Origin of the sequence: Streptomyces sp. DvalAA-14, assembly GCF_900091855.1 — a bacterium.
GTDB lineage: Bacteria > Actinomycetota > Actinomycetes > Streptomycetales > Streptomycetaceae > Actinacidiphila.
Window position 1 is genome coordinate 1 of the sequence record NZ_FMCH01000621.1, and the last position, 19,986, is coordinate 19,986.

The window sequence follows — 19,986 nt, forward strand, 5'->3', positions numbered from 1 at the left end:
GGCCGACGGACCGGGCCGGCGCCCGGCCGACCCGCCGCGTGGGCCGGGCGGCACGAAGAACCGGGAGCGAGCCGACCCCGCTGGCGCGACGCCCGACGGCAAGGTCAGCCGCTCGCGGCGAGGGGCTCGCCCCCGGGAGGGTTAGCGTTAACAAGTCGCCGGCGTCAGCCCCGCAGCGCCCGCAGGCGGCGCATGACGTCGGTCCCGCCGCGACCGAAGTGGTCGTGCAGTTCGCGGTATGCGGCGTACAGCCGGTCGTAGGCCGCCGAGCGGGCCGGGTCCGGGGTGTACGCGTCGCGCTGGAGACGGCCCATCGCCTCCGAGGCGGCCCGGATGTCGGGATAGGCCCCGGCCGCGACCGCCGCGTGGATGGCCGAGCCGAGCGCCGGGCCCTGCTCGGAGGCCAGGACGTTGATCGGGCGGCCCAGGACGTCGCTGTAGACCTGCATCACGAAGGAGTTCTTCAGCAGGCCGCCGGCCGCGGTGAAGTCGTTGACCGGTACGCCGGCGGCCTCGAACGTCTCGATGATGGTGCGCGTACCGAAGGCCGTCGCCTCGATGAGCGCCCGGTAGATGTCCTCAGGACGGGTGTCCAGGGTCAGCCCCACGATCAGCCCGGACAGGTGGTGGTCCACCAGTACGGACCGGTTGCCGCTGTGCCAGTCCAGGGCCAGCAGGCCGTGTGCTCCCACGGGTTGGGCGGCGGCCTTCTCCGTCAGCAGTTCATGGACCGCGATCCCCCGCGGTGGGCCGCCGCGGCGTAGTCGTGGGGCGTCGCCGTGCGCACGGCCCAGGCGAAGATGTCGCCCACCCCGCTCTGGCCGGCCTCGTACCCCCACAGGCCGGGCACCACGCCGTCCCGCACCACACCGCACATGCCGGGTACTTCGGCCAGCACGTCCGAGTTCATGATGTGGCAGGTGGACGTGCCCATGATCGCCAGCATGTGCCCCGGGTCGAGTGCCCGCGCGGCGGCGCTGGTGACATGCGCGTCCACGTTCCCCACCGCGACCACCGTGCCCTCCCGCAGGCCCGTCAGTTCCGCGGCGGCGGTGCTGAGCTTGCCCGCCGGGGTGCCCAGCTCGGACAGGGGGTGTTCGAGCTTGGCGGTGAAGTCGGCGAAGCCGGGGTCCAGCGATGCGAGGAAGTCGCGGTCGGGATATCGGCCCTCCTGGTGGATCCCCTTGTAGCCGGCGGTGCACGGGTTGCGGTTCTCCGCCCCCGTCAGCTGCCAGACGATCCAGTCGGCGGCCTCGATCCAGCGCTCGGCGGCCTGGTATACCGCCGGATCCTCGCGCAGCACCTGGAGGCCCTTGGCGAACTGCCACTCGCTGGAGATCTTCCCCCCGTAGCGGGCCAGCCACGGCTGACCCGATTCCTCCGCCCGGCGTACGATCAGATCCGCCTCGGGCTGCGCCGCGTGGTGGCGCCACAGCTTGGGATGGGCGTGCGGGCGGTCGGCGAACTCGGGCAGCTCGCTCAGCGGGGTACCGTCCCAGGCGGTGGGCAGGACGGTGCAGGCGGTGAAGTCGGTGGCGATGCCGATGACCTGCTCCCGTCTGACCCCCGCGTCGAGCAGCGCGCGGGGTATGGCGAAGCGCAGGACGTCACGCCAGTCCTGCGGGATCTGCAGGGCCCAGTCCGGCGGGAGGGCCGGCCCGCCCGGCAGGGCCCGGTCCACCACCGCGTGGGTGTACTCGTGGACCGCGCTCCCCAGTTCCCGGCCGTCGTCGACGGCCACCACCAGGGCCCGTCCGGACAGTGTGCCGAAATCGACGCCGACGGTGACAGCGGGCAGATCGATGGTCATGCTTCTTCTCCCTGTACGCGGGCAGGCCCCGGTGAACCAGTGGCCGGCCGGACTCCTGGTCTGCGTCTGTACGTCGTCAGGACGGCGTACTGCTGCTGCGGACGATCAGCCGCGGCTCGATGACGACGCGCTCATCGGGACGGGTGGTACCGGTCTCCAGTTGGTTCACCAGCAGCCGGATGCTGGCCTTGCCGACCGCGGCGAAGTTCTGCCGGACCGTGGTCAGCGGCGGGGCGAAGAACTCGGCCTCGGGAATGTCGTCGAACCCGGCGATGGCCACGTGCCCCGGCACCGTCAGCCCCGCCTCCCGGAGCGCGCGCAGCACTCCCAGCGCCATCTGGTCGTTGGCCACGAACACCGCGGTCACCGGCGCCGAACGGCGCCGCGCGGCGCCCGCCGCGACCCGGCCCGCCAGTTCCTGCCCCGCCCGATAGCCGGACAAGGGGGTCCAGTCCCCCACCAGCGGCGCCGGCACCTCGGCGCCCTCCTCCTCCAGAGCCGCCCGCCATCCCCTGATCCGGGCCTCCGCCTCCAGCCAGTCCCGCGGCCCGGCCACATGCCACACCGTGGAGTGCCCGGCCGCCAGCAGATGCTCCGTCACCATCCGTGCGCCCAGTTCCTGGTCCACCGACACACCGGGTATCGGCAGATCGTGCCCGCCCTCGACCGTCACCACCGGGAAGGGCAGCCTGAGCCCGGCGAGCGCGGCGACCGCCTCCCGCTTGGGCACGATCACCACGATCCCCTCCACCCCCCAGCCGCTGAGGTGGTCGATGGCGTCCTCCAGCGCCTTCGCGGTGTAGCGACGCAGCGTCACGGACGAGACCAGGTAGCCCTCGTCCCGGGCTGCCTCCTCCAGACCGAAGAGCGTGCTGGCGGGGCCGAAGAGCGTCGGATTGCAGGCCACCACGCCGAGGGTGAGCGTACGGCGGGTGACCAGCGCCCTGGCGGAGCTGTTACGCCGGTATCCGAGCTGCTCGATCGCCCGGAGCACCTCGTCCTTGGTGGTCTCCCGCACGTTGGGGTGATTGCTCAGCACCCGGGACACCGTCTGGTGCGACACACCGGCCACCTGCGCGACATCCGCCATGGTGGGGGCTCTGCGGGGCCCGGGACCCTCAGCGGTCTGCGACATGCTCTCCCCTTTTTGCTGGTGCGGTACATTGTTAGCGTTCACAGACCCGCTCGTCAAGGCTGTCCCGTGCGCGCCGAGGGCGCATCGTCCGAAGGATCCTCCGGACGGGCCCGCCACGGGGGCAGCTCGCACCGCACCTGACCCTATGCCGCCCCGCCCCGGTCCGGAAGCGACCCCGCCGCGGCCGGTCCGGGCCGCCGCACGCGAGGGACCCGTCGGCCGCCTCCGACGCCCGGCGACGTGCGCGCGGCGGCCGGACGGCACCACCAGGTGCCCGGCCCGACGACCGCCGTGAGAAACCGTCTTCCCACGCCGAACGGGCGCCGGCGGAGCCGGAAACCTCTCGGACAGGGAGGAAGGACGCTCGTGTGCGATCCCTTGACCCGGCCGGGCAACGCTCTTACGTTGTGCGCTGAAAAACCGTTTGCGCTGTGTGTGGCAGATCCCACGGAGCGCCGGTCAACGTGATGCCGTAGGACGGACGGCTCCCACCACTGACGGGCCTTTCGGCTGCCGCGCCACGTCACCCGCCTCGTCAGGAGGGCACTCCCCCATGCGTGGTTTCACGTATCCCCACCCCGGACGGCCACTGGGCCGCGCCGCCGGCGTGGGAGCCGCGGTACTGGCTGTGGCTTCGGCCATGTTCACCGGCTCGCCCGCCCAAGCATCCGCGACTCCGTCCACGACCCTGGTGGTCAACGCCAACCAGGTCCTGCGGCCGGTCACCCACGTCGCGACCGGCTCGCTCTACGGCCTGGCCAACGCGAACACCCCGGCCGACAACCTGGTGCAGGCCATCAAGCCGAACACCTTCGTGCAAAAGCCCCAGGGCGGCCACCAGCAGGGCACCGGCGACATCCTCACCGTCGCACCGAAGGCCGCCCGGGCAGGTGCGAAGGTCGTCAACCGGCTGTCGGACTACTACGCCGGCTGGCCGTACCAGTTCAGCTGGAGCAACTGGCTGAGCGTGGTCGACGACCAGATCGCCCAGACCAAGGCGTCCGGGATCACCAACCTCGCCGCCTACGCGCCATGGAACGAGTCCGACAACACCTGGCTCTCCCAGAACGGCACCTTCGAGGACTTCTGGACCAGGACCTACCGCGAGATACGGTCCAAGGACGCCAGCACGCCGATCCAGGGACCGAGCTTCTCGGACAACATCAGCGACATACAGAACTTCCTGCAGAACGCCGTCGCCACCAACACCGTGCCCGACATCATCGCCTGGCACGAGCTGATCAGGTCCTCCAAGATCGCCGGTGACATCACCACGGTCACCACCATCGAGAAGAACCTGGGCATCACCCCCCGGCCCATCGCGATCGAGGAGTACGCCGCCCCCTCCGAGGTGGGCATCCCCGGGGCTCTCGTCGGCTACATCGCGAAGTTCGAGCGGCTCGGCGTGCACGACGCCGAACTCGCCTTCTGGAACCAGTCCGGCGCGCTGGGCGACCTGCTGACCGGCCAGGGGGGCAGCCCCAACGGCGCCTACTGGCTCTACAAGTGGTACGCCGACATGAGCGGTTCGATGCTCACCACCACCGCCCCCGCGCAGACCGGCATCGACGGCGCGGCCTCGCGCAACAGCGCCGGCAATGAGGTCGACGTGGTCTTCGGCGGCGGCTCCGGCGACTCCGCGGTGACCGTCAACGGACTCAACGCCCTCTCCGCCATGGGCACGTCCGTCCACGTCAAGGTCGAGTACACGCCCTCCCGCGGCCGGACCACCGCCGTGTCCGGGCCGATCACCTTGTCGGAGTCGAACTACACGGTGAACAACGGGTCCATCACGGTGCCGGTGAGCACGAACTCCACCGACGGCTACCACATCGTCATCACGCCCGCCTCGGCCAGCGGCGGCGGCTCCCCCCTCGACGGCACCTACCAGATCACCAACAACAACAGCGGGCTCGCCCTCGACACCGCGAACGAGGCCACCAGCCAGGGGACGCTGGTCGACCAGGCCACCGTCAACAGCTCCGCCACCCAGAAGTGGACCCTGGTGTCCGCCGGCTCCGGTCTGTACAAGATCCGCAACCAGGCCAGCGGGCTGCTCCTCGGCATCACCAACGCGGGCACCGCGGACGGCGGCACCGCGCTCATCTGGAGTGACAACGGGACCGCGGACCATCTGTGGCGGCTGACTCCCGACTCCAGCGGCCACTACAAGATCATCAACTCCAACAGCAACCTCGTGCTGGGCGTGAACAACATGAGCACCGCGTCCGGCGCCCAGGTCCTGCAATGGGACGACAACGGCACCGCCGACCACCTGTGGAAGCTCGCCGCCCGCTGACCCGGACGGACCGCGCACGTCCGGTTGCCGCGCCCCTGCCCCGGCAGGAGCGCGGCAGCCGGCGTCAACGGGCAACCGGGGTCACTTGGCAAGTGGCAACCGGTGTCAACGGGCAACCGGCCGCAGGCGCCCGGCCCTTCGCGCGCCTCGCCGGCCGGCGGCGCGGACCCGACGCGGGGTCAGGCCGACTCGCGCATGACGAGCCGGCAGGGGACGGTCTGCACCCCGCCCGCACCGGCGCCGTCGATGGCGTCCAGCAGCCGCAGCGCGGCGATGCGCCCGATCTCGCTGAGGTTCATGTCGATCGTGGTCAGCGGCGGGCGGGACGCCAGCGCCATGATGTCCCAGTTGTCGTAGCCGATGACAGCGACGTCGTCCGGAACGTGCCGGCCCTCCTCGCGCAGGGTGTCGGCCACGCCCCGCGCGATCTGGTCGTTTCCGCAGAAGACGGCGTCGGTGTCCGGGGCCGTCCGCAGCAGGTTCCGTGCCGCCCTGCGCCCCCACGCCTCACTCCAGTCGCCGAAGTACACCTGGCCGCCCGACAGTCCGAGCTCGGCCTGGCCGAGCAACTCCTGGGTCAGCCGGGCCCGGTGACGCGCCGCCGCGTGATGCGCGGGACCGGAGACATGGGCGATGCGCCGCCGCCCCGAGCCGATCAGGTGCTGCACCGCCAGCCGGGCGCCGCCCTCGTCGTCCGAGCCGACCGACATGTCCGCGGCGTCCTCCGACGGGGCCAGCGCGTAGACGGTCGGGACGTCCTGCAGGCCCCGCAACGGCGGCCTGGGGTCGGTGCGCCGTCCAGTGACGATGATGCCGTCCACCCGACGGGCCATGAGGCTCTGCACGTAGTGGTGTTCGCGGATGGCGTCGCCGCGGGTGTCGCACAGCAGGACGGATATCTTCCCCGCGCCGAGCGCGTCCTCGGCGCCGAGCAGCACCGGGGTGCTGAATCGGCCGATGCCGTCGGTGGTGATCAGTCCGACCGTCCAGGTGCGTCCCGCCAGCAGCGCGCGCGCCTGCTCGTTGGGCTGGAAGTCCAGGCGGCGCGCCGCCTCGAACACCCGCTGGCGCGTCTCGGGCCGCATCCGGCCGTTTCCGTTCAGGGCTTTCGAGGCCGTCCCCACACTGACACCCGCCACAGCGGCCACATCCGTCAGCGTCACACGTCCCGCTGCGGGGCGCCGATCAGTCTCAGCCACGGACAATCCTTTTCTCACCTGCAGGTCTGCGGCCCATCCTGCCAGGAGCCGCCCCGTATCCCAAGTGTTGTCAGAAAATGGATGTTGACCTATGCAGAAGTCTTGACCTGTGTCGTCGGACGCTCCTAGGTTTCGTGCAAGAAAACCATTGCTCAAAACCTTCACGCCCGGGCAGCTCCGGGCGCCTTCCCGTGGCCCGATTCACACCTGTCGCGGTGCCGCCGCCATGGCGGCGCACACCCTGCCGACTGTACATCCCAGGGGAGAGCCATGTCCCGCAGCAAACCGATACCACCTGTGCCGGCCGGTCCGGTCCGGCCAGGACCCGGGACTGCTCTGCGCCCCGTCGTCGCGGGGGACATCACGGGCGGCTTCTGGCACGGCCGCCGCGAGGTCAACGCCCGGGTCGGCATCCCCCAGGGGCCGCAGTTGCTGGAGTCAGCCGGAAACCTGCTCAACCTGCGGCTCGCCGCCCGCACCGCGCGGGGCACCTTCCAGGGCGACTACCCCTTCATGGACTCCGATGTGTACAAGTGGCTGGAGGCGGCCTCCTGGCAGCTCGGCGCCGCCGGCACGCCGGGGGACGCCGCCCTGCTCGCCGAGGTCGACCGCATCACCGCCCTGGTCACGGAGGCCCAGCAGGCGGACGGCTATCTGAACACCTGGTTCCAGGTGGCCAAGGACGGCCGCCGCTACGAGGACCTGCGGTGGGGCCACGAGCTGTACTGCGCCGGCCACCTCATCCAGGCGGCGGTCGCCCACCACCGGTCCACCGGCGGCAAGGAACTCCTCGCGGTGGCGGTCAGGTTCGCCGACCACATGGACTCCGTCTTCGGCCCGGAAAAGCAGATCGACGGCTTCGACGGCCACCCCGAGGTCGAGACGGCGCTCGTCGAGCTGTACCGGGAGACGGGTGAGCGGCGCTACCTCGATCTGGCCGGCTACTTCGTGGAGCGCCACGGCCACGGCCTGCTCGGCGGCGAGGCGTACTGCCAGGACCGGGTACCGCTGCGCGTCCAGGAGAACGTCGAGGGCCACGCGGTACGGCAGTTGTACCTGCTGGCCGGCGCCGCGGACCTGGCCGCCGAGACCGGCGACGCCGGACTGCTGGCCGCGTGCGAGCGGCTGTGGGCGGCCATGGTGGCGACCAAGACGCACCTGACCGGCGGACTGGGCGCCCACCACGACGAGGAGGACTTCGGCGATCCGTACGAACTCCCCAATGAGCGCGCCTACTGCGAGACCTGCGCCGCTGTCGCGTCGGTGCACTTCAGCTGGCGGATGGCGCTGCTGACCGGCGAGGCCCGCTACAGCGACCTGGTCGAGCGCACCTTGTTCAACGGTTTCCTGGCCGGGGTGTCGCTGGACGGCGAGCGCTGGCTCTACGTCAACCCGCTGCAGGTCCGCGACGGCCACACCGACACCGGCGGCGACCAGTCCGCCCGCCGCACCCGGTGGTTCCGCTGCGCCTGCTGCCCGCCGAATGTGATGCGGCTGCTCGCCAGCCTTGAGCACTACATCGCCTCCACCGACGCGCACGGGCTGCAGATCCACCAGTACGCCACCGGCCGCTACACCGGTGACATGGCTGGCGACCCGCTTGTTGTTAGCGCTCACACTGACTTTCCGTGGTCCGGGACGGCGCGGTTCACCGTGCAGGAGGGCCCCACCGACCGGCCGTGGACCCTTTCGCTGCGCGTTCCGCAGTGGTGCACCGACTACCGGGTCCACGTGGCGGGCCGGGAGGCGGCGGTCAGCGCGGAAGCCCGCTGGCTGCGCCTGGAGCGGATGTGGGCGCCGGGCGACGAGGTGACGCTGGAACTGGCCATGGCACCGCAGTTGGTGGAGGCCGACCCCCGGGTCGACGCGGTCCGCGGCTGTGTCGCCATCGAGCGCGGCCCGCTCGTCTACTGCCTGGAGAGCGTCGACAACCCCGGCTGCGGTCTGGACGACATCGTCATCGATGCCGCCCGGCCGCTCACCGAGGAAACACGCCCCGAACTGCTCGGCGGCCTCGTCACGGTCGCGGCCCGCGGATACCGGCGCGGCATCGCGGACCGCGGCTGGTGGCCGTACCGGCGACCGGCCGACCCGGCCGACCCGGCCGGCACCGCGGTCCTGCGCACCGGGCCCGAGGACAAGGCGGCGGCGCTGACCGCCGTGCCCTACTACGCGTGGGCCAACCGCCGGGACGGCGCCATGCGGGTGTGGATCCCCACCCGTTAGACGGTGGTCGCCCTCCCGGCTTTCCCCCCCAGCCTTCCCGTTCGCATCTCCACCGCTCGTCACGTACCCCGCCCGCACAAGCCAAGGACCATCATGAGACACACACGCGTCGCCCTCGCCGCCCTCGCGGCCTGCACCGCCCTGGTCGCGGTCACCGCATGCGGCGGCTCCGGCAGCGGCTCGTCCTCCTCCGCCGCCTCGGGGTCCTACACGTTCTGGGACCCCTACCCGCAGTTCGACAGCTCTTCGGCGTGGGCCAAGCTGGTCGACGCCTGCGGCACCAAGGCAGGGGTGACCGTCAAGCGCACCGCGTACGACACCACCGACCTGGGCAACAAGGCGCTGCTGGCGGCCCAGCAGGGCAACGCCCCGGACGTGATGCTGGTGGACAACCCCGTCGTGAGCACCCTCGAACAGGCCGGCATCCTCAACAAGATGAGCGACGTCGGCGTGTCCACCACGGCGATCCAGCCCAACATCATCGGGGCCGGCACCCTGGACGGCTCGTCCTACGGCGTCCCCATCGGGGCCAACACCCTGGCGCTCTACTACAACAAGAAGGTCCTTGACGCCGCGCACGTCGACCCGGCCTCGATCAAGGACTGGGCCTCGCTGACCGCGGCGCTGCACCAGGCCAAAGCCGCCGGCAAGAAGGGCATCACCTTCTCCGCCATCGGTACGGAGGAGGGCAGCTTCCAGTTCCTGCCCTGGTTCTGGGGCGCCAAGGGCGACCTCACGCATCTGGACAACGCCGACGGGCAGGCGGCCCTGTCGCTGTGGAAGGACTGGGTCTCCCAGGGGCTGGCGCCCAACGACGTGCTGATCAATACCCAGACCACGAGCTGGCAGGAGTTCGCCACCGGCCAGTACGCGTTCGGTGAGAACGGCACCTGGCAGCTGGCCAACGCCAAGAAGGCCGGCTTCCCGTACGGCGTGATCAGCATTCCCGCCCGCGCCGGCGGCCCGGCCCCGGCGCCGACCGGTGGCGAGTTCGTCACGGTACCGGTGCAGAAGGACACCGCCCGCTACAAGGCCTCGGCGAAGATCGCCTCCTGCCTGACCGACGACGCGAACCTGCTGACGACCGACACCACCTTGTCCTACATCGCGCCCACCGCCGCGGTGCAGAAGCAGCAGGTCGCCGCCGACCCGGGTCTGAAGCCCTGGACGGACGCCGTGGCGGCCGCCCGCGGCCGGACCAGTGGCGGCCTGGGTGTCCGCTACCCGGTGATCTCCGAGCAGCTGTGGACGGCCGTGCAGGCCGCGCTGTCCGGCGGCAAGAGCCCGGCGGCGGCGCTCAAGACCGCGCAGACCGCCGTCGGCAACCACAAGAGCTGAACGCCTCCCGCCTCGGCGCCGCGACGCGCGACCGGGTGCCGGGTCACCCTGATCCGGCACCCGGCGAGGACGACTTCGCCCTGCCGCCGCCCGTCCCGGCGGCTCGGCGGACCTGGCACCGTCGTGGCGCCCCAACCCTCCCGGGGTGCCACGACGGAGCCGGAACCCATGAGGGCGGTACCGGGATCCGCGCCGGCAGACCACTGATCGAGGAGCACGTATGACCACCGCCGACGCCGACGCCCTCCAGCGGTCGCCGGCCGCGCCCGGGACATCCGGTGAGGAGATCCGCCCCGATCCGAGCCACCGGCGTCCGGGCCGACGGCCCCGCCGCGGACTGCGGGCGTCCCAGCTGACGGCCTGGGGCTTCGTGGCGCCGGTCGTCGTCTATCTGGTGGCGTTCTACGCCTACCCCCTCTACCGCAACGTCGATCTGTCGGTGCGGCACTACACCGTGCGGTCGTTCGTCCAGGGCGGGGCGCCGTTCTCCGGCTGGGACAACTTCCGTCAGGTGGTGGACGATCCAACCTTCAGCAAGGCTCTGGTCAACACCATGGTCTTCACGCTGGTGTCGATCCTCTTCCAGTACGCGGCCGGCCTGGCGCTCGCGGTGTTCTTCCACCGCGGGTTCCGCCTCGCCCCCACCCTGCGGGCGCTCTTCCTGATCCCCTGGCTGCTGCCGCTGATCGTGTCGGCCTCGACATGGTCGTGGATGTTCAGCAGCGAGTCCGGAGTGGTCAACTACGGCCTGCACCTTGTCGGCGCGGGCCAGGTCGACTGGCTGACGTCTCCGCACTGGGCACTGGCCTCGGTGATCATCGCGAACATCTGGATCGGCATCCCGTTCAACCTGGTGATCCTGCACAGCGGGCTGCAGAGCATCCCCGCCGAGCTGTACGAAGCCGCCTCCCTGGACGGCGCGTCCGGCTGGCAGCAGTTCTGGCGGATCACCTTCCCGCTGCTGCGGCCGGTCTCGGCGATCACCGTACTGCTCGGCCTGATCTACACCCTCAAGGTCTTCGACCTGATCTGGATCATGACCAAGGGCGGCCCCGGAGACTCCTCGACCACGCTGTCCACCTGGTCCTACCGCTTCGGATTCGGGTCCCTGCTCCCGCAGTTCGGTCCAGGCGCCGCCATCGGCAACATCCTCATCCTCATCGCCCTGGTCTTCGGACTCTTCTACATCCGCGTCCAAAGGAGCCAGTCGGCATGACCTCCCGCGTCCTCCGCTCCCGCCGCAACACCGTGATCGGCGTCGTCCTCACCGCGATCATGCTCTTCCCGGTGTACTGGATGATCAACGTCTCGCTCACCCCGCAGCAGGACATGCGCAAGACCCCGCCGGACCTCTTCCCGCTGCACCCCACCTTCACCGGCTATCACGCGGTCCTCCAGGACCAGCTGCCCTACCTGTGGGTGAGCCTGCTCATCGGGCTCGGCACCGTGGCGCTGACCCTGGTCCTCGCCGCGCCCGCCGGCTACGCGCTGGCCAAGCTCCGCCCGCGCGGCGCGGGCGTGCTCGGCCTGCTGCTGCTGATCGCCCAGATGATCCCGGGCATCGTCATGGCGATGGGCTTCTACGGCATCTTCCTCAACTTGGGCATCATGGACACCTGGTGGGGACTGGTCGTCGCCGACTCCACCATCGCGGTGCCCTTCGGCGTGATGATCTTCGCCGCCTTCATGGCGGGCATCCCCGACGAACTCATCTCCGCGGCCAAGATCGACGGCGCGAACGTGTGGCGGACCTTCACCTCCGTGGTCCTGCCGGTGAGCCGCAACGCGGCGGTCACCGTCTCCCTGTTCAGTTTCCTGTGGGCCTGGTCGGACTTCGTCTTCGCCAACACCCTCGACAGCGGGGGCACCATGCGCCCCATCACGCTGGGCATCTACAAGTACATCGGCAACAACAACCAGGAGTGGAACGCCATCATGGCCACCGCCGTGGTCGCCTCCATACCCGCCGCGGTGCTGCTCGTCCTGGCCCAGCGCTACGTCGCCGCCGGGGTCACGGCCGGCGCCGTCAAGGACTGATCCGCCTGCTCCGGGCCACAGTAGCGGAGGCCAGCACCGAAGTGCGGGGGCGGACGCCTGAGTCCGCCCCCGCACCGCGTCAGGACCACGGCGGCCCGAGCCGGGCCGGGCCGGGGAGAACGAGGCTAGAGGTCGGCGGAGAAGTCGTCCGGTTCGTGGGGGACAGGGGCCGGGCGGCGTGGGATCGGGGGGCGGGTGCGGGCCAGCAGGAGGGCGATGTCGTCGCCGCACGAGGCATGGGAGGTGTCAGGGCCCGGGGCGGCCCCGGCAGGGCGGGACCCGTCCGAAGCGGGCGAGGCACCCGGGGAACCCTCGGCCGGGCGGGTCCCCTCCCGGCCGGCCGCGGCCGCTCGGTGGTTGGTCATCGCCGTCAACACCCGCTCGCACAGCTCCTCCAAACCCACCCGCGGCCCCGCGAGCGCGGAGCGCAGCCGCTCCATGCCCGAACCGAGGTCGGCGGTACGGCTTTCGACGAGGCCGTCGGTGTAGAGGGCGATCGTGCTTCCCTCCGGCAGTTCCACCGTGGCGGACTGGTAGGCCATCGTGCCGAGTCCGATCGGCGGCCCGGCCGGGATCTCCGGGAAGACGACCGCGCCGTCCGGGTAGAGGATCGCGGGCGGCGGGTGGCCGGCGCGGGCCATCGTGCACTGCCGGTTGACGGGATCGTAGACCACGTAGAGGCAGGTCCCGCCCATCACCATCGATGCCGGCAGGTCCAGGTCGCCGCCCTCGCCGCTGTCCTGCGCGCCCAGCCGCAGCACGAGCCGGTCGAGCCGGGCGAGCAGGACGTCGGGCGGCAGGTCCAGGTCCGCCAACGTCTGCACCACGGGACGGAGTTGGCCCATCCGCGCGGCCGCGTTGATGCCGTGCCCGACCACGTCGCCGACCACCAGGCCGACCCGGTCGCGGGACAAGGGGATGGCATCGAACCAGTCGCCGCCGATCCCCTCGTGCGTGTCGGCCGGCAGATACCGCGACGCCACCTCCAACGCGACGCCGCCGGAGATGTGCCGGGGCAGCAGATTGCGTTGCAGGGCGAGGGCGGCCGCCCGCTCCCGCGAGTACCGCCGCGCGTTGTCCAGGCTCAGCGAGGCCCGGCCGACCAGCGCCTCGATCAGCACCAGTTCGTCCCGGGAGAACGCCAGCGGGTTGTCGTTGCGGACGAAGACCGCCTCGCCCAGGATCACCCCGCGCGCCTGGAGCGGCACGATGATCAGCGAGTGGATCCGGTTCGCCGCGGCGCTGCGGGCCCGGTCCGGGTCCTGATGCAGCCAACTGCCCGGCGAACGGTCGAGCGCCGGCTCGTAATAGGTCTCCCCGGAGACAGCGCGCGGGCGAAGGGGGACGAAGGTGGAACGTAGACCACCTCGCCCACCTGCCAGATCGCCTCGGGCGTCCCCTCGTGGACCGAGGCCATGCCCGCCCGCCGGAAGACGGGGATCCAGGCGTCGGAGGACTTGAGCCGTTCCAGGGGCTCCTCCTCGCCCATCATCGCGGATTCCGCCAGGTCGACGATGACGAAGTCCGCGAGCAACGGCACGGCGACGTCGGCGAGTTCCTGGGCGGTCTGCCCGACTTCGAGAGCGGTGCCGATGCGCCGGCTCGCCTCGTTGATCCGGAGGAAGTGCCGCCGCCCCTGGGACGTACTGATGTCGGTGGCCATCGCGCAGACCCCGAGCGGCCGTCCCTCGGCCCCCTCCAGGCGGAAGTAGGTGGACGAGAAGACCCGCTCCTCGTCCTCGCCCGGCGGGGTCCACCGGTACTCCCGCTCGATCACCGGTTCACCGGTCTCGAACACGCCGCGGACCACGGCCTCGATCTCCCGGCCCGGGTAGCCGGGGTAGACCTCCCGCATCGTCAGTCCCAGCCGGTCGCGGCCCATGGACGTGTCCCACTCCACGGTCGCCTGGTTGCGCCAGACGCAGCGGGTGTCGCCGTCGCAGATGGACAGCCCGATCGGGATCCGCTCCAGCAGGGCGGCGGCCACCGTCGGCTGCGGCGACCAGGCGGGGACGGCCGCCACGGACTCGGTGGCCGCCACGAACCAGTCGGCTCCGCCGTCGCCGGACAGCGGGGTCGCCCGGATCGCGACGCGAACGGCCTGCCCGTCCTTGCGGCGCAGTTCGGCCGACCCGGACCACGACCCGCCCACCCGGGCCCGCGCGGCACCCTCCGACAGCTCGGCGACCGTACGGTGCCGCGTCAGCAGGTTCTCCGCCGACCGGCCGACGACCTCCTCCGAGCTGTAGCCGAGGAGGGCTTGCGCGGCGTCCGTCCAGGCCAGCACCTTGCCATGGCGGTCGATCAGGGCCACGGCCGCACCCAGCGGGGTCGGTTCCAGCATCGTCCCGACCGGCCCGGCCGCTACCGGTCGCCCCATCAGCGACCGTGCTTAACGACATGTTTGTCCATGTTTGGAGCCTAGCGTGTCCCCCCGGAGGACCTGCGGCTCCGGCACGGCGACGGCTCGGGACGGGCCTCGGAGCGGCCGCGGGGGCCGCAGCACCACTCCGCCCGCCGCCCGCAGTTCGAGTGCGGCGACCGGAACGTCCGCGGTGTTGGTGGCGAAGCAGGTGAGCCGCAGGCCATCGGCGTCGGTGATCCGCAACTGGGCGCCGGGATGGGGGCGTTCCTTGCGGACGATCAGCCGCATCCCTTGAGGACATCACCGGCGAGTTCGGCGACCCAGGCTCCGTCGCGGGCCTCGCCGCTCGGTTCGCCGGCCGCCGTCCACGCGGAGGTGGGAGCGCCGAGGACCGCTTGGCGGATGGCGTCGGTGATAGTCATCCCGACCGAGTACGACAGCCACCGGCCCCGCTTCGCGAGCCAGGCGACGAACTCGTGTGTGCCACCCGCAGAGTCGGTACGGATCAGGGTCGGTCCGGCGTCCGCGCCGGTACTCCTTCGGCAGTTGGGCCAGCGCGATGCAGGAGTCCTCGATGTGGTCGGCGGCCGTGTTGGATCCCGCATTGCCCGGACGGAGCAGCCCGGCAACCAGCAGGATCTTGCCCGGATCGTGCACTGCCCCCTCGGGCGTCGCCACGGCGCGAGCGCCGCCGATATCGCCTGGTCCAGCCCGCTCTTGCGGACCGTCTCGATCAGGAGCACGGCCCCGGCGTGGGACACCACCGCCCGGCCGCCGCCCTCAACGCGGACGCGGGGACAGGACCCGATGCGCTTCCTCACCTGAGAAGTGCCACCGACAGTGGCAGGAACAAGGACCTCGACAATCCCCATTCTTGCTGGTCAGAGGCACTTTTCGTTTACCTGACCACCCGTCGGACAACCCCATCTCGCCAGAGCCCGAGGCTAGGCTGCGGGGCCGAGGTCTCCCGCAAGGAGCGTTTGTACGATCTGGGGCCGGTCCCAAAGGGCCAGGATCTCGTTGGCGATGGCCACGACGGGCAGGTGGTCCTGGTGCCGCACCTTGACGGCTGCGGCTTTCAGAGTGCGCGGGACGGCTCCGGCCTTCAGCAGGACACGCCATTCCTGCACGCCGAGGGCCAGGAACTCCAGTGCGGTGAGCCCGGCGACCTCCAGGGGGTCGGCCAGTGTGCCAGACATGGCGGTGAGAGTGCGCAGGTGGGGCAACCCGGCGACAGGCGCGAGGTTGAACGGCGCGCCGTTCCAAGCGCCGAGGGACAGGACTTCGAAGGTGGGATGGGCGGCGGCCTGGATCGTCTCAAGGCATCCGGTGCCGACCCTGGCCACGGCCGGAAGCTCGTTCCCGCGGCGGTCACGGCGTTCCTCCTGTGCTCGGCCCAGAACGAAATCGGTGAGGGAATCGGCCACGAGCTCGGCACCGAGGCTCTCCGCGCGATGGACCAGGATGATCTGCCCGAAGTGCCCGCGCGGGCCGGGGGTCAGATCGACTGCGAACACGTCGCCGCCGTTGGTGCCGAAGCAGATCCAGCCCGGTGAGCCGCCCAGGCCCTGCACCGCGGCGTCCGGCAGGGTACAGATCGCATCCGTCGCGCCGAGGTCCCAGCCGGGGTAACGGGACGCCGCTTCGATGCTGAACAGCTGTTCCACGCCGGAGATCTCGCAGCCGACCGCCTTGTCGATGCGCATCGCCGTTTCGAAGTCGTGGCCCCAGTCCCCTCCAGCCACCCGGTGGAGAACCTTGAGCTCATCGGACAGCGTGACACCGAGGCGTGCCTCGGCGGCAGCGATCTCCTCTTCCGTCGCGCCGACGGCGTCGGGCAACCGTTCGCGGAGCGTCCGCTCCAGCAACTCAGGATCCGCCGATGGTGCCGGTACCGCCCCGGGCACCGGATCGGGGCGGCGGAGCCAGGGTGCGGGAAGGGAGCCATCGGCCAGGACGAGCACCCCCAGGTCCGGGTAGCCGTAGACCGGTTCCACAGCCGGGCTCGGCCAGACCAGGCCGAGCGTGGTCCGTCCGTCCGGTTGAGCCTCCGCCCTGAATGCGACCTCCTGGACTCCGCCGCGCGTGAGCGCCCTCTGTATGTTCTCCGCCGCGATCCGCGCCGTCGACGACATGGATCCCCGATGGGCGATGCTATGTCCGGATTGACTGATGCGTCCTGCCACACGGGCCGACCGGGCTGCACGCCGCTCTGTGTCGTCCGCCAGCATGAGCCGGAGTACGGGTTCCCAGGCCGCGAAGTCGCATACCGATGGCAAGGGGGGGCTCTGATCAACCATGCGCAGACCATACGCGGAGCCAATGACAGTGGAAGCTGTGACTGAGCGCTTCAGCTGGCGGATGTGCACGAGAGTCGGCGGAGCGAAGTGAGGTCGTGGCCTGTCCAGCGTTACGACCGGTGCCTTGTCGCACTGAGGCGGTCGGATTCTCACGGGTACTCGTTCGTGCTGTCGGATTTCGTCATCGCCCGGGTCGTGCACCGCCCGCGGCCTGCGCCACGGCGCCTGCGCCGCCGATATCGCGGTGTCCGGACCGCGCTTCTTCACCTGGGAAGTGCCTCTCTCGCTACCACGTACGGGACCCTCAGCAAGTCCTGTCGTTGCAGCTCAGAGGCACTTTCTGCGTTTTCGATCACCTGCCGGACGGCACCCACTCGCGAAAGCCCGAGGCGAGATCAAGCGCGTCGACGCCACTCCGGTGCCGTGTGGCATGTCACGCCCGACCGTGCAGCGCTCCAACATGGCCGGCTGGGCCGACTGGGCCGGCTACAGGTACTGCTCGCACACGCGGGCTCTCGCTGAAGATCCGAAGCACCCTGCCGGCCTGCTCAACCGCAAAGGGTCTCGACGAGTAGATTCGACGCGACCAGTGGTCGTAGGCGGGAGCGACCGGGTGACGGGTGTGTCGATGAGGTCGTTGTGCCAGATCCCGGCCGCCATCGCGAGCATCCGTTGCCTACGGATGCCAGTCGGGAGATGCATCACGGTCGCCTGCAGCGGATAGCCACCACGCGCCGCGCCCATTCTCCGGCACAGGTCAGACAATGCCACGCAAGTACACATGGCACTGCTGGGCGCCGCGAGAAATTATCGCGGACAACGCGCCGGAACTCGCACCCTCCGGACGCTCTGCCAGCACATCGCCACTCGCCCGATGCCAGCCCAGCGCCCGGGCATCAAGCAGTACACCGGTATTCGCGAGATATCCACCACCGCTGACCGTGCACTGCCCCGGCACCTCCCTCAAATGCCAGTCATCCGACCGAGAACGTGGCGTGCCGGTCGAACGATGGCACAGCCGCCTCAATCGGCACCCACAAGGTCATCGCGGCCGCCTCGATCCTCGCCCACCGCCGGACGGCCCTCCAGTTGGATCCATGTCGGTTTTGTCGTTGAGCAGTCGTGACATGAGACTGACGAACTGGCGTCGCTGGGCAGCTGTCAGGGGTGCCATCACGGCTTCCTGGGTCTGGTCGATCATGCTGTCGAGGTCAAGGAGGATGTCCAGACCCTGGGGCGTCATCGTCACGATATTTCGACGCTTGTGGTCGGGGTCGACCCTGCGTTCGATGAAGCCGCGTGATTCGAGCTCGTTGAGTGCCGCTGTGACGTCGCTCCGGTCGATCCCGGTATCGCGGCCGAGGTCGGCTTGGCTCGCAGAGCCCCACTGTTCGAGTGTGGCAAGCAAGCGGTAGTGATATCCGCGCAGGCCGTCACCGTTGGCTTCGAATCCGGCGGCGAGCAGTGCCGCGGAGCGCGCATAGACGCCAGCGATGAGCGAGGTCGGGCGGCCCCTGAGTCGATCGGGCGTACGGCCGGGCTGAAGGGGATGCGCAGGCATGTCTCCAGGCTAGCAATTGTGGGGACAGCCAACATCGTCTATGTTGGACCTGCCAACATTGGCCCAGCTAACAAAGCGATCGGCGCAGCACGCACCCACCCCCTGTTCGCCACAGCCCTGTCACGGGGGGCTGCGAACGCCGGCCGACCTGCAGCTCGACCAGCCGCAGCTCGTGACCGGTTTTGAATCCATCACCCAGGAGACTCACGATGGACACCACACCCACCGACAAACCCGATCGCATCCTCGTGGTCGGCCGCAGCCCCAGCGTCCTTGTCGCCACAGTCGACATCCTGCGCGCCAAGGGCTATACCGCCGACGCGACCAATCAGTTCGACCACGTTCTCGACGACTACGACCTCACCGACCTCGACGTGCTGGTCTTCGGCGGAATGGTCCCCGCCGACACCAAGCAATATCTGCGTGAGGAAGTCTCCAAGCGCAACCCGCAGACGAGCTTCGTCCAGGGACTCGCCGGCATCGCCGGCCTCATCGCCGCCCAGGTCGAAGCCTTCACCTCCCACAAGCGACGAGGCCAGGACAGCACCGAGATCACCTACGACGCCGTCCGCCGGTGCGTGCAGCTGACCCTCGAGGAACCCGCGCACGTCACCGTCGAGGCTCTGTGGGCCACCTCCTTCACGCCTCCCGAGCCCAAAAGCACCTCCCTGCGGATCTTCGACGGCACTCTCCAGGCCGGATTCCATGTCACTCCGCTGCCTGAGCGGGTGCCGTCCGAAGCCTCCTACATAACGGTCGCCGTCAACGATCTGGTCCGCGTGTTCACCGTCGGCACGATGCCCGACGCGGTCACACGGATGGTCCCTACCTCCACGAGCGACAAGCGACTCCCCGACGTCGGCCGGATCACCACGAGTAGCGATGACCACTGACCCACGAGTGGACGGTCCGGGCTCCCGGCCCGAACCGCGGGCCCGCACGAGCGCCGGACAGCGCCTGGTGAACCTACTGGCGCGCGGACTGCTGCGAACGCCTGGCATGTCGCCGGTGATCGGCACTCGACTGCTAACCCTCTACGTTGTGGGTCGCACGTCGGGACAGCGCTACTCGGTCCCAGTTGCCTACCTGGCTCAAGGTGACGATCTCCTGATCGGCACCTCCTCCCGATGGGGACGCAATCTCCGCACCGGCGACCGGGTCGCGATCCGACTCAAAGGCAAGTGCTGCTGGGCCGATGTGCGTATCTCCACCGAGGAGTCGGAAGTCGTCTCGGCATACGCCCACATGGCGCGGGCCAACCCGACCTTCGCCAAGTTCAACAGCATTCGCTCCGGTGCGGACGGCGAGCCAAACCGGGACGATCTCCAGCAGGTCTGGCGAGGCGGGGCGCAAGCGCTCAGGCTGACCCCGTGTTCGTAGGAGGAGTTCCTGCATCCACCGGGCCAACTTAAGGGGGCGCCACGGCATAGAAGTTGAGTTGGCTCCACCAGCGCAGCGGAAGCGGAACGGCCGCTGTGGCCTACCGCCTTGGCTCAGGTACATCTCCGTTGCAGACGTTTCCGAACGAGGGTGCGGACTCCGGTGGGATTGTGGTCGTGCTGGGCGCGCACCGTGCGCGGGCACCCGGGGAGAGAGGCTGCGCACCCGATCGCCGCGGAACCTCCCGCGGGCGAACACGGCTGGCGTCCGTCGTACCGACGCCCGCGGACCGAGCGGCACCAGCTTTCCGGCTACCCAAGCCCACCAGCGTGCCAA

At 70.2% G+C, this 19,986-nt stretch carries 13 protein-coding genes and 2 pseudogenes; 7 read left to right on the top strand and 8 right to left on the bottom strand.

Features of this window, described 5'->3' with window-relative positions; all coding sequences use genetic code 11:
- Positions 1-164: 164 nt before the first annotated feature.
- Positions 165-1,810, bottom strand: a pseudogene (gene araB / locus GA0115240_RS33025) (ribulokinase).
- A gap of 76 nt (positions 1,811-1,886) precedes the next feature.
- Entirely contained in the window at positions 1,887-2,945 is a 1,059-nt protein-coding gene (locus GA0115240_RS33030; protein WP_093742518.1) for a LacI family DNA-binding transcriptional regulator, read from the bottom strand.
- Positions 2,946-3,498: 553 nt separating this feature from the next.
- Between GA0115240_RS33030 and GA0115240_RS33035 the strand changes: the two genes are divergently transcribed.
- Positions 3,499-5,244, top strand: a complete 1,746-nt coding sequence (locus GA0115240_RS33035; protein WP_093742519.1) for an RICIN domain-containing protein — start codon at positions 3,499-3,501, stop codon at positions 5,242-5,244.
- Between the two features lie 179 nt (positions 5,245-5,423).
- Here the strand turns inward: GA0115240_RS33035 and GA0115240_RS33040 are convergent, their stop codons facing one another.
- Positions 5,424-6,443, bottom strand: a complete 1,020-nt coding sequence (locus GA0115240_RS33040; protein ID WP_093742521.1) for a LacI family DNA-binding transcriptional regulator — start codon at positions 6,441-6,443, stop codon at positions 5,424-5,426.
- Between the two features lie 270 nt (positions 6,444-6,713).
- Here GA0115240_RS33040 and GA0115240_RS33045 point away from each other — a divergent pair, with 270 nt between their 5' ends.
- From GA0115240_RS33045 to GA0115240_RS33060, 4 genes are all read left to right on the top strand, one after another.
- Positions 6,714-8,669, top strand: a complete 1,956-nt coding sequence (locus GA0115240_RS33045; RefSeq protein WP_093742523.1) for a glycoside hydrolase family 127 protein — start codon at positions 6,714-6,716, stop codon at positions 8,667-8,669.
- Between the two features lie 93 nt (positions 8,670-8,762).
- Complete coding sequence (locus GA0115240_RS33050) at positions 8,763-10,007, top strand: sugar ABC transporter substrate-binding protein (protein ID WP_093742524.1); 1,245 nt, start codon at positions 8,763-8,765, stop codon at positions 10,005-10,007.
- 220 nt (positions 10,008-10,227) lie between these two features.
- A complete protein-coding gene (locus tag GA0115240_RS33055) occupies positions 10,228-11,223 on the top strand; it encodes a carbohydrate ABC transporter permease (protein ID WP_093742526.1) in 996 nt (331 codons plus the stop codon).
- Positions 11,220-12,044 (top strand): carbohydrate ABC transporter permease, encoded by an 825-nt coding sequence (locus GA0115240_RS33060; RefSeq protein ID WP_093742529.1) that lies wholly within the window; start codon positions 11,220-11,222, stop codon positions 12,042-12,044. Before GA0115240_RS33055 ends, GA0115240_RS33060 begins: the two co-directional genes overlap by 4 nt.
- 125 nt (positions 12,045-12,169) lie before the next feature.
- Here GA0115240_RS33060 and GA0115240_RS33065 read toward each other — a convergent pair whose 3' ends face one another.
- From GA0115240_RS33065 to GA0115240_RS33090, 5 genes and pseudogenes are all read right to left on the bottom strand, one after another.
- Positions 12,170-13,252, bottom strand: coding sequence for a PP2C family protein-serine/threonine phosphatase (locus GA0115240_RS33065; protein ID WP_093742531.1), 1,083 nt, complete (start codon positions 13,250-13,252; stop codon positions 12,170-12,172).
- A 5-nt stretch (positions 13,253-13,257) separates the two neighbouring features.
- Positions 13,258-14,388, bottom strand: a complete 1,131-nt coding sequence (locus tag GA0115240_RS33070) for a PAS domain-containing protein (protein WP_161302630.1) — start codon at positions 14,386-14,388, stop codon at positions 13,258-13,260.
- A gap of 177 nt (positions 14,389-14,565) precedes the next feature.
- Positions 14,566-15,230, bottom strand: a pseudogene (locus GA0115240_RS33075) (transposase); the annotation flags it as partial.
- Between the two features lie 123 nt (positions 15,231-15,353).
- Positions 15,354-16,640, bottom strand: coding sequence for an SMI1/KNR4 family protein (locus GA0115240_RS33080; RefSeq protein WP_237555411.1), 1,287 nt, complete (start codon positions 16,638-16,640; stop codon positions 15,354-15,356).
- Positions 16,641-17,751: 1,111 nt separating this feature from the next.
- A complete protein-coding gene (locus tag GA0115240_RS33090; protein ID WP_093742538.1) occupies positions 17,752-18,270 on the bottom strand; it encodes a MarR family winged helix-turn-helix transcriptional regulator in 519 nt (172 codons plus the stop codon).
- A 209-nt stretch (positions 18,271-18,479) separates the two neighbouring features.
- On the opposite strand from GA0115240_RS33090, the gene GA0115240_RS33095 reads away from it, so the two are divergent.
- Positions 18,480-19,163 carry a hypothetical protein gene (locus GA0115240_RS33095; RefSeq protein WP_093742540.1) on the top strand — a complete coding sequence of 228 codons (684 nt, stop codon included), beginning with the start codon at positions 18,480-18,482 and terminating at the stop codon, positions 19,161-19,163.
- 67 nt (positions 19,164-19,230) lie between these two features.
- On the top strand, positions 19,231-19,650 hold the full coding sequence (locus GA0115240_RS33100) for a hypothetical protein (protein WP_202451978.1): 420 nt from the start codon (positions 19,231-19,233) through the stop codon (positions 19,648-19,650).
- The last annotated feature ends 336 nt before the right edge of the window (positions 19,651-19,986 follow it).

Excerpts from the sequence above, each read along its gene's own strand:
- GA0115240_RS33055 (WP_093742526.1), top strand. The coding sequence starts at position 10,228 with ATGACCACCGCCGACGCCGACGCCCTCCAGCGGTCGCCGGCCGCGCCC.
- GA0115240_RS33060 (WP_093742529.1), top strand. The coding sequence starts at position 11,220 with ATGACCTCCCGCGTCCTCCGCTCCCGCCGCAACACCGTGATCGGCGTC.
- GA0115240_RS33050 (WP_093742524.1), top strand. The coding sequence starts at position 8,763 with ATGAGACACACACGCGTCGCCCTCGCCGCCCTCGCGGCCTGCACCGCC.
- GA0115240_RS33030 (WP_093742518.1), bottom strand. The coding sequence starts at position 2,945 with ATGTCGCAGACCGCTGAGGGTCCCGGGCCCCGCAGAGCCCCCACCATG.
- GA0115240_RS33045 (WP_093742523.1), top strand. The coding sequence starts at position 6,714 with ATGTCCCGCAGCAAACCGATACCACCTGTGCCGGCCGGTCCGGTCCGG.
- GA0115240_RS33070 (WP_161302630.1), bottom strand. The coding sequence starts at position 14,388 with ATGCTGGAACCGACCCCGCTGGGTGCGGCCGTGGCCCTGATCGACCGC.
- GA0115240_RS33090 (WP_093742538.1), bottom strand. The coding sequence starts at position 18,270 with ATGCCTGCGCATCCCCTTCAGCCCGGCCGTACGCCCGATCGACTCAGG.
- GA0115240_RS33035 (WP_093742519.1), top strand. The coding sequence starts at position 3,499 with ATGCGTGGTTTCACGTATCCCCACCCCGGACGGCCACTGGGCCGCGCC.
- GA0115240_RS33080 (WP_237555411.1), bottom strand. The coding sequence starts at position 16,640 with ATGCTGGCGGACGACACAGAGCGGCGTGCAGCCCGGTCGGCCCGTGTG.
- GA0115240_RS33095 (WP_093742540.1), top strand. The coding sequence starts at position 18,480 with ATGGACACCACACCCACCGACAAACCCGATCGCATCCTCGTGGTCGGC.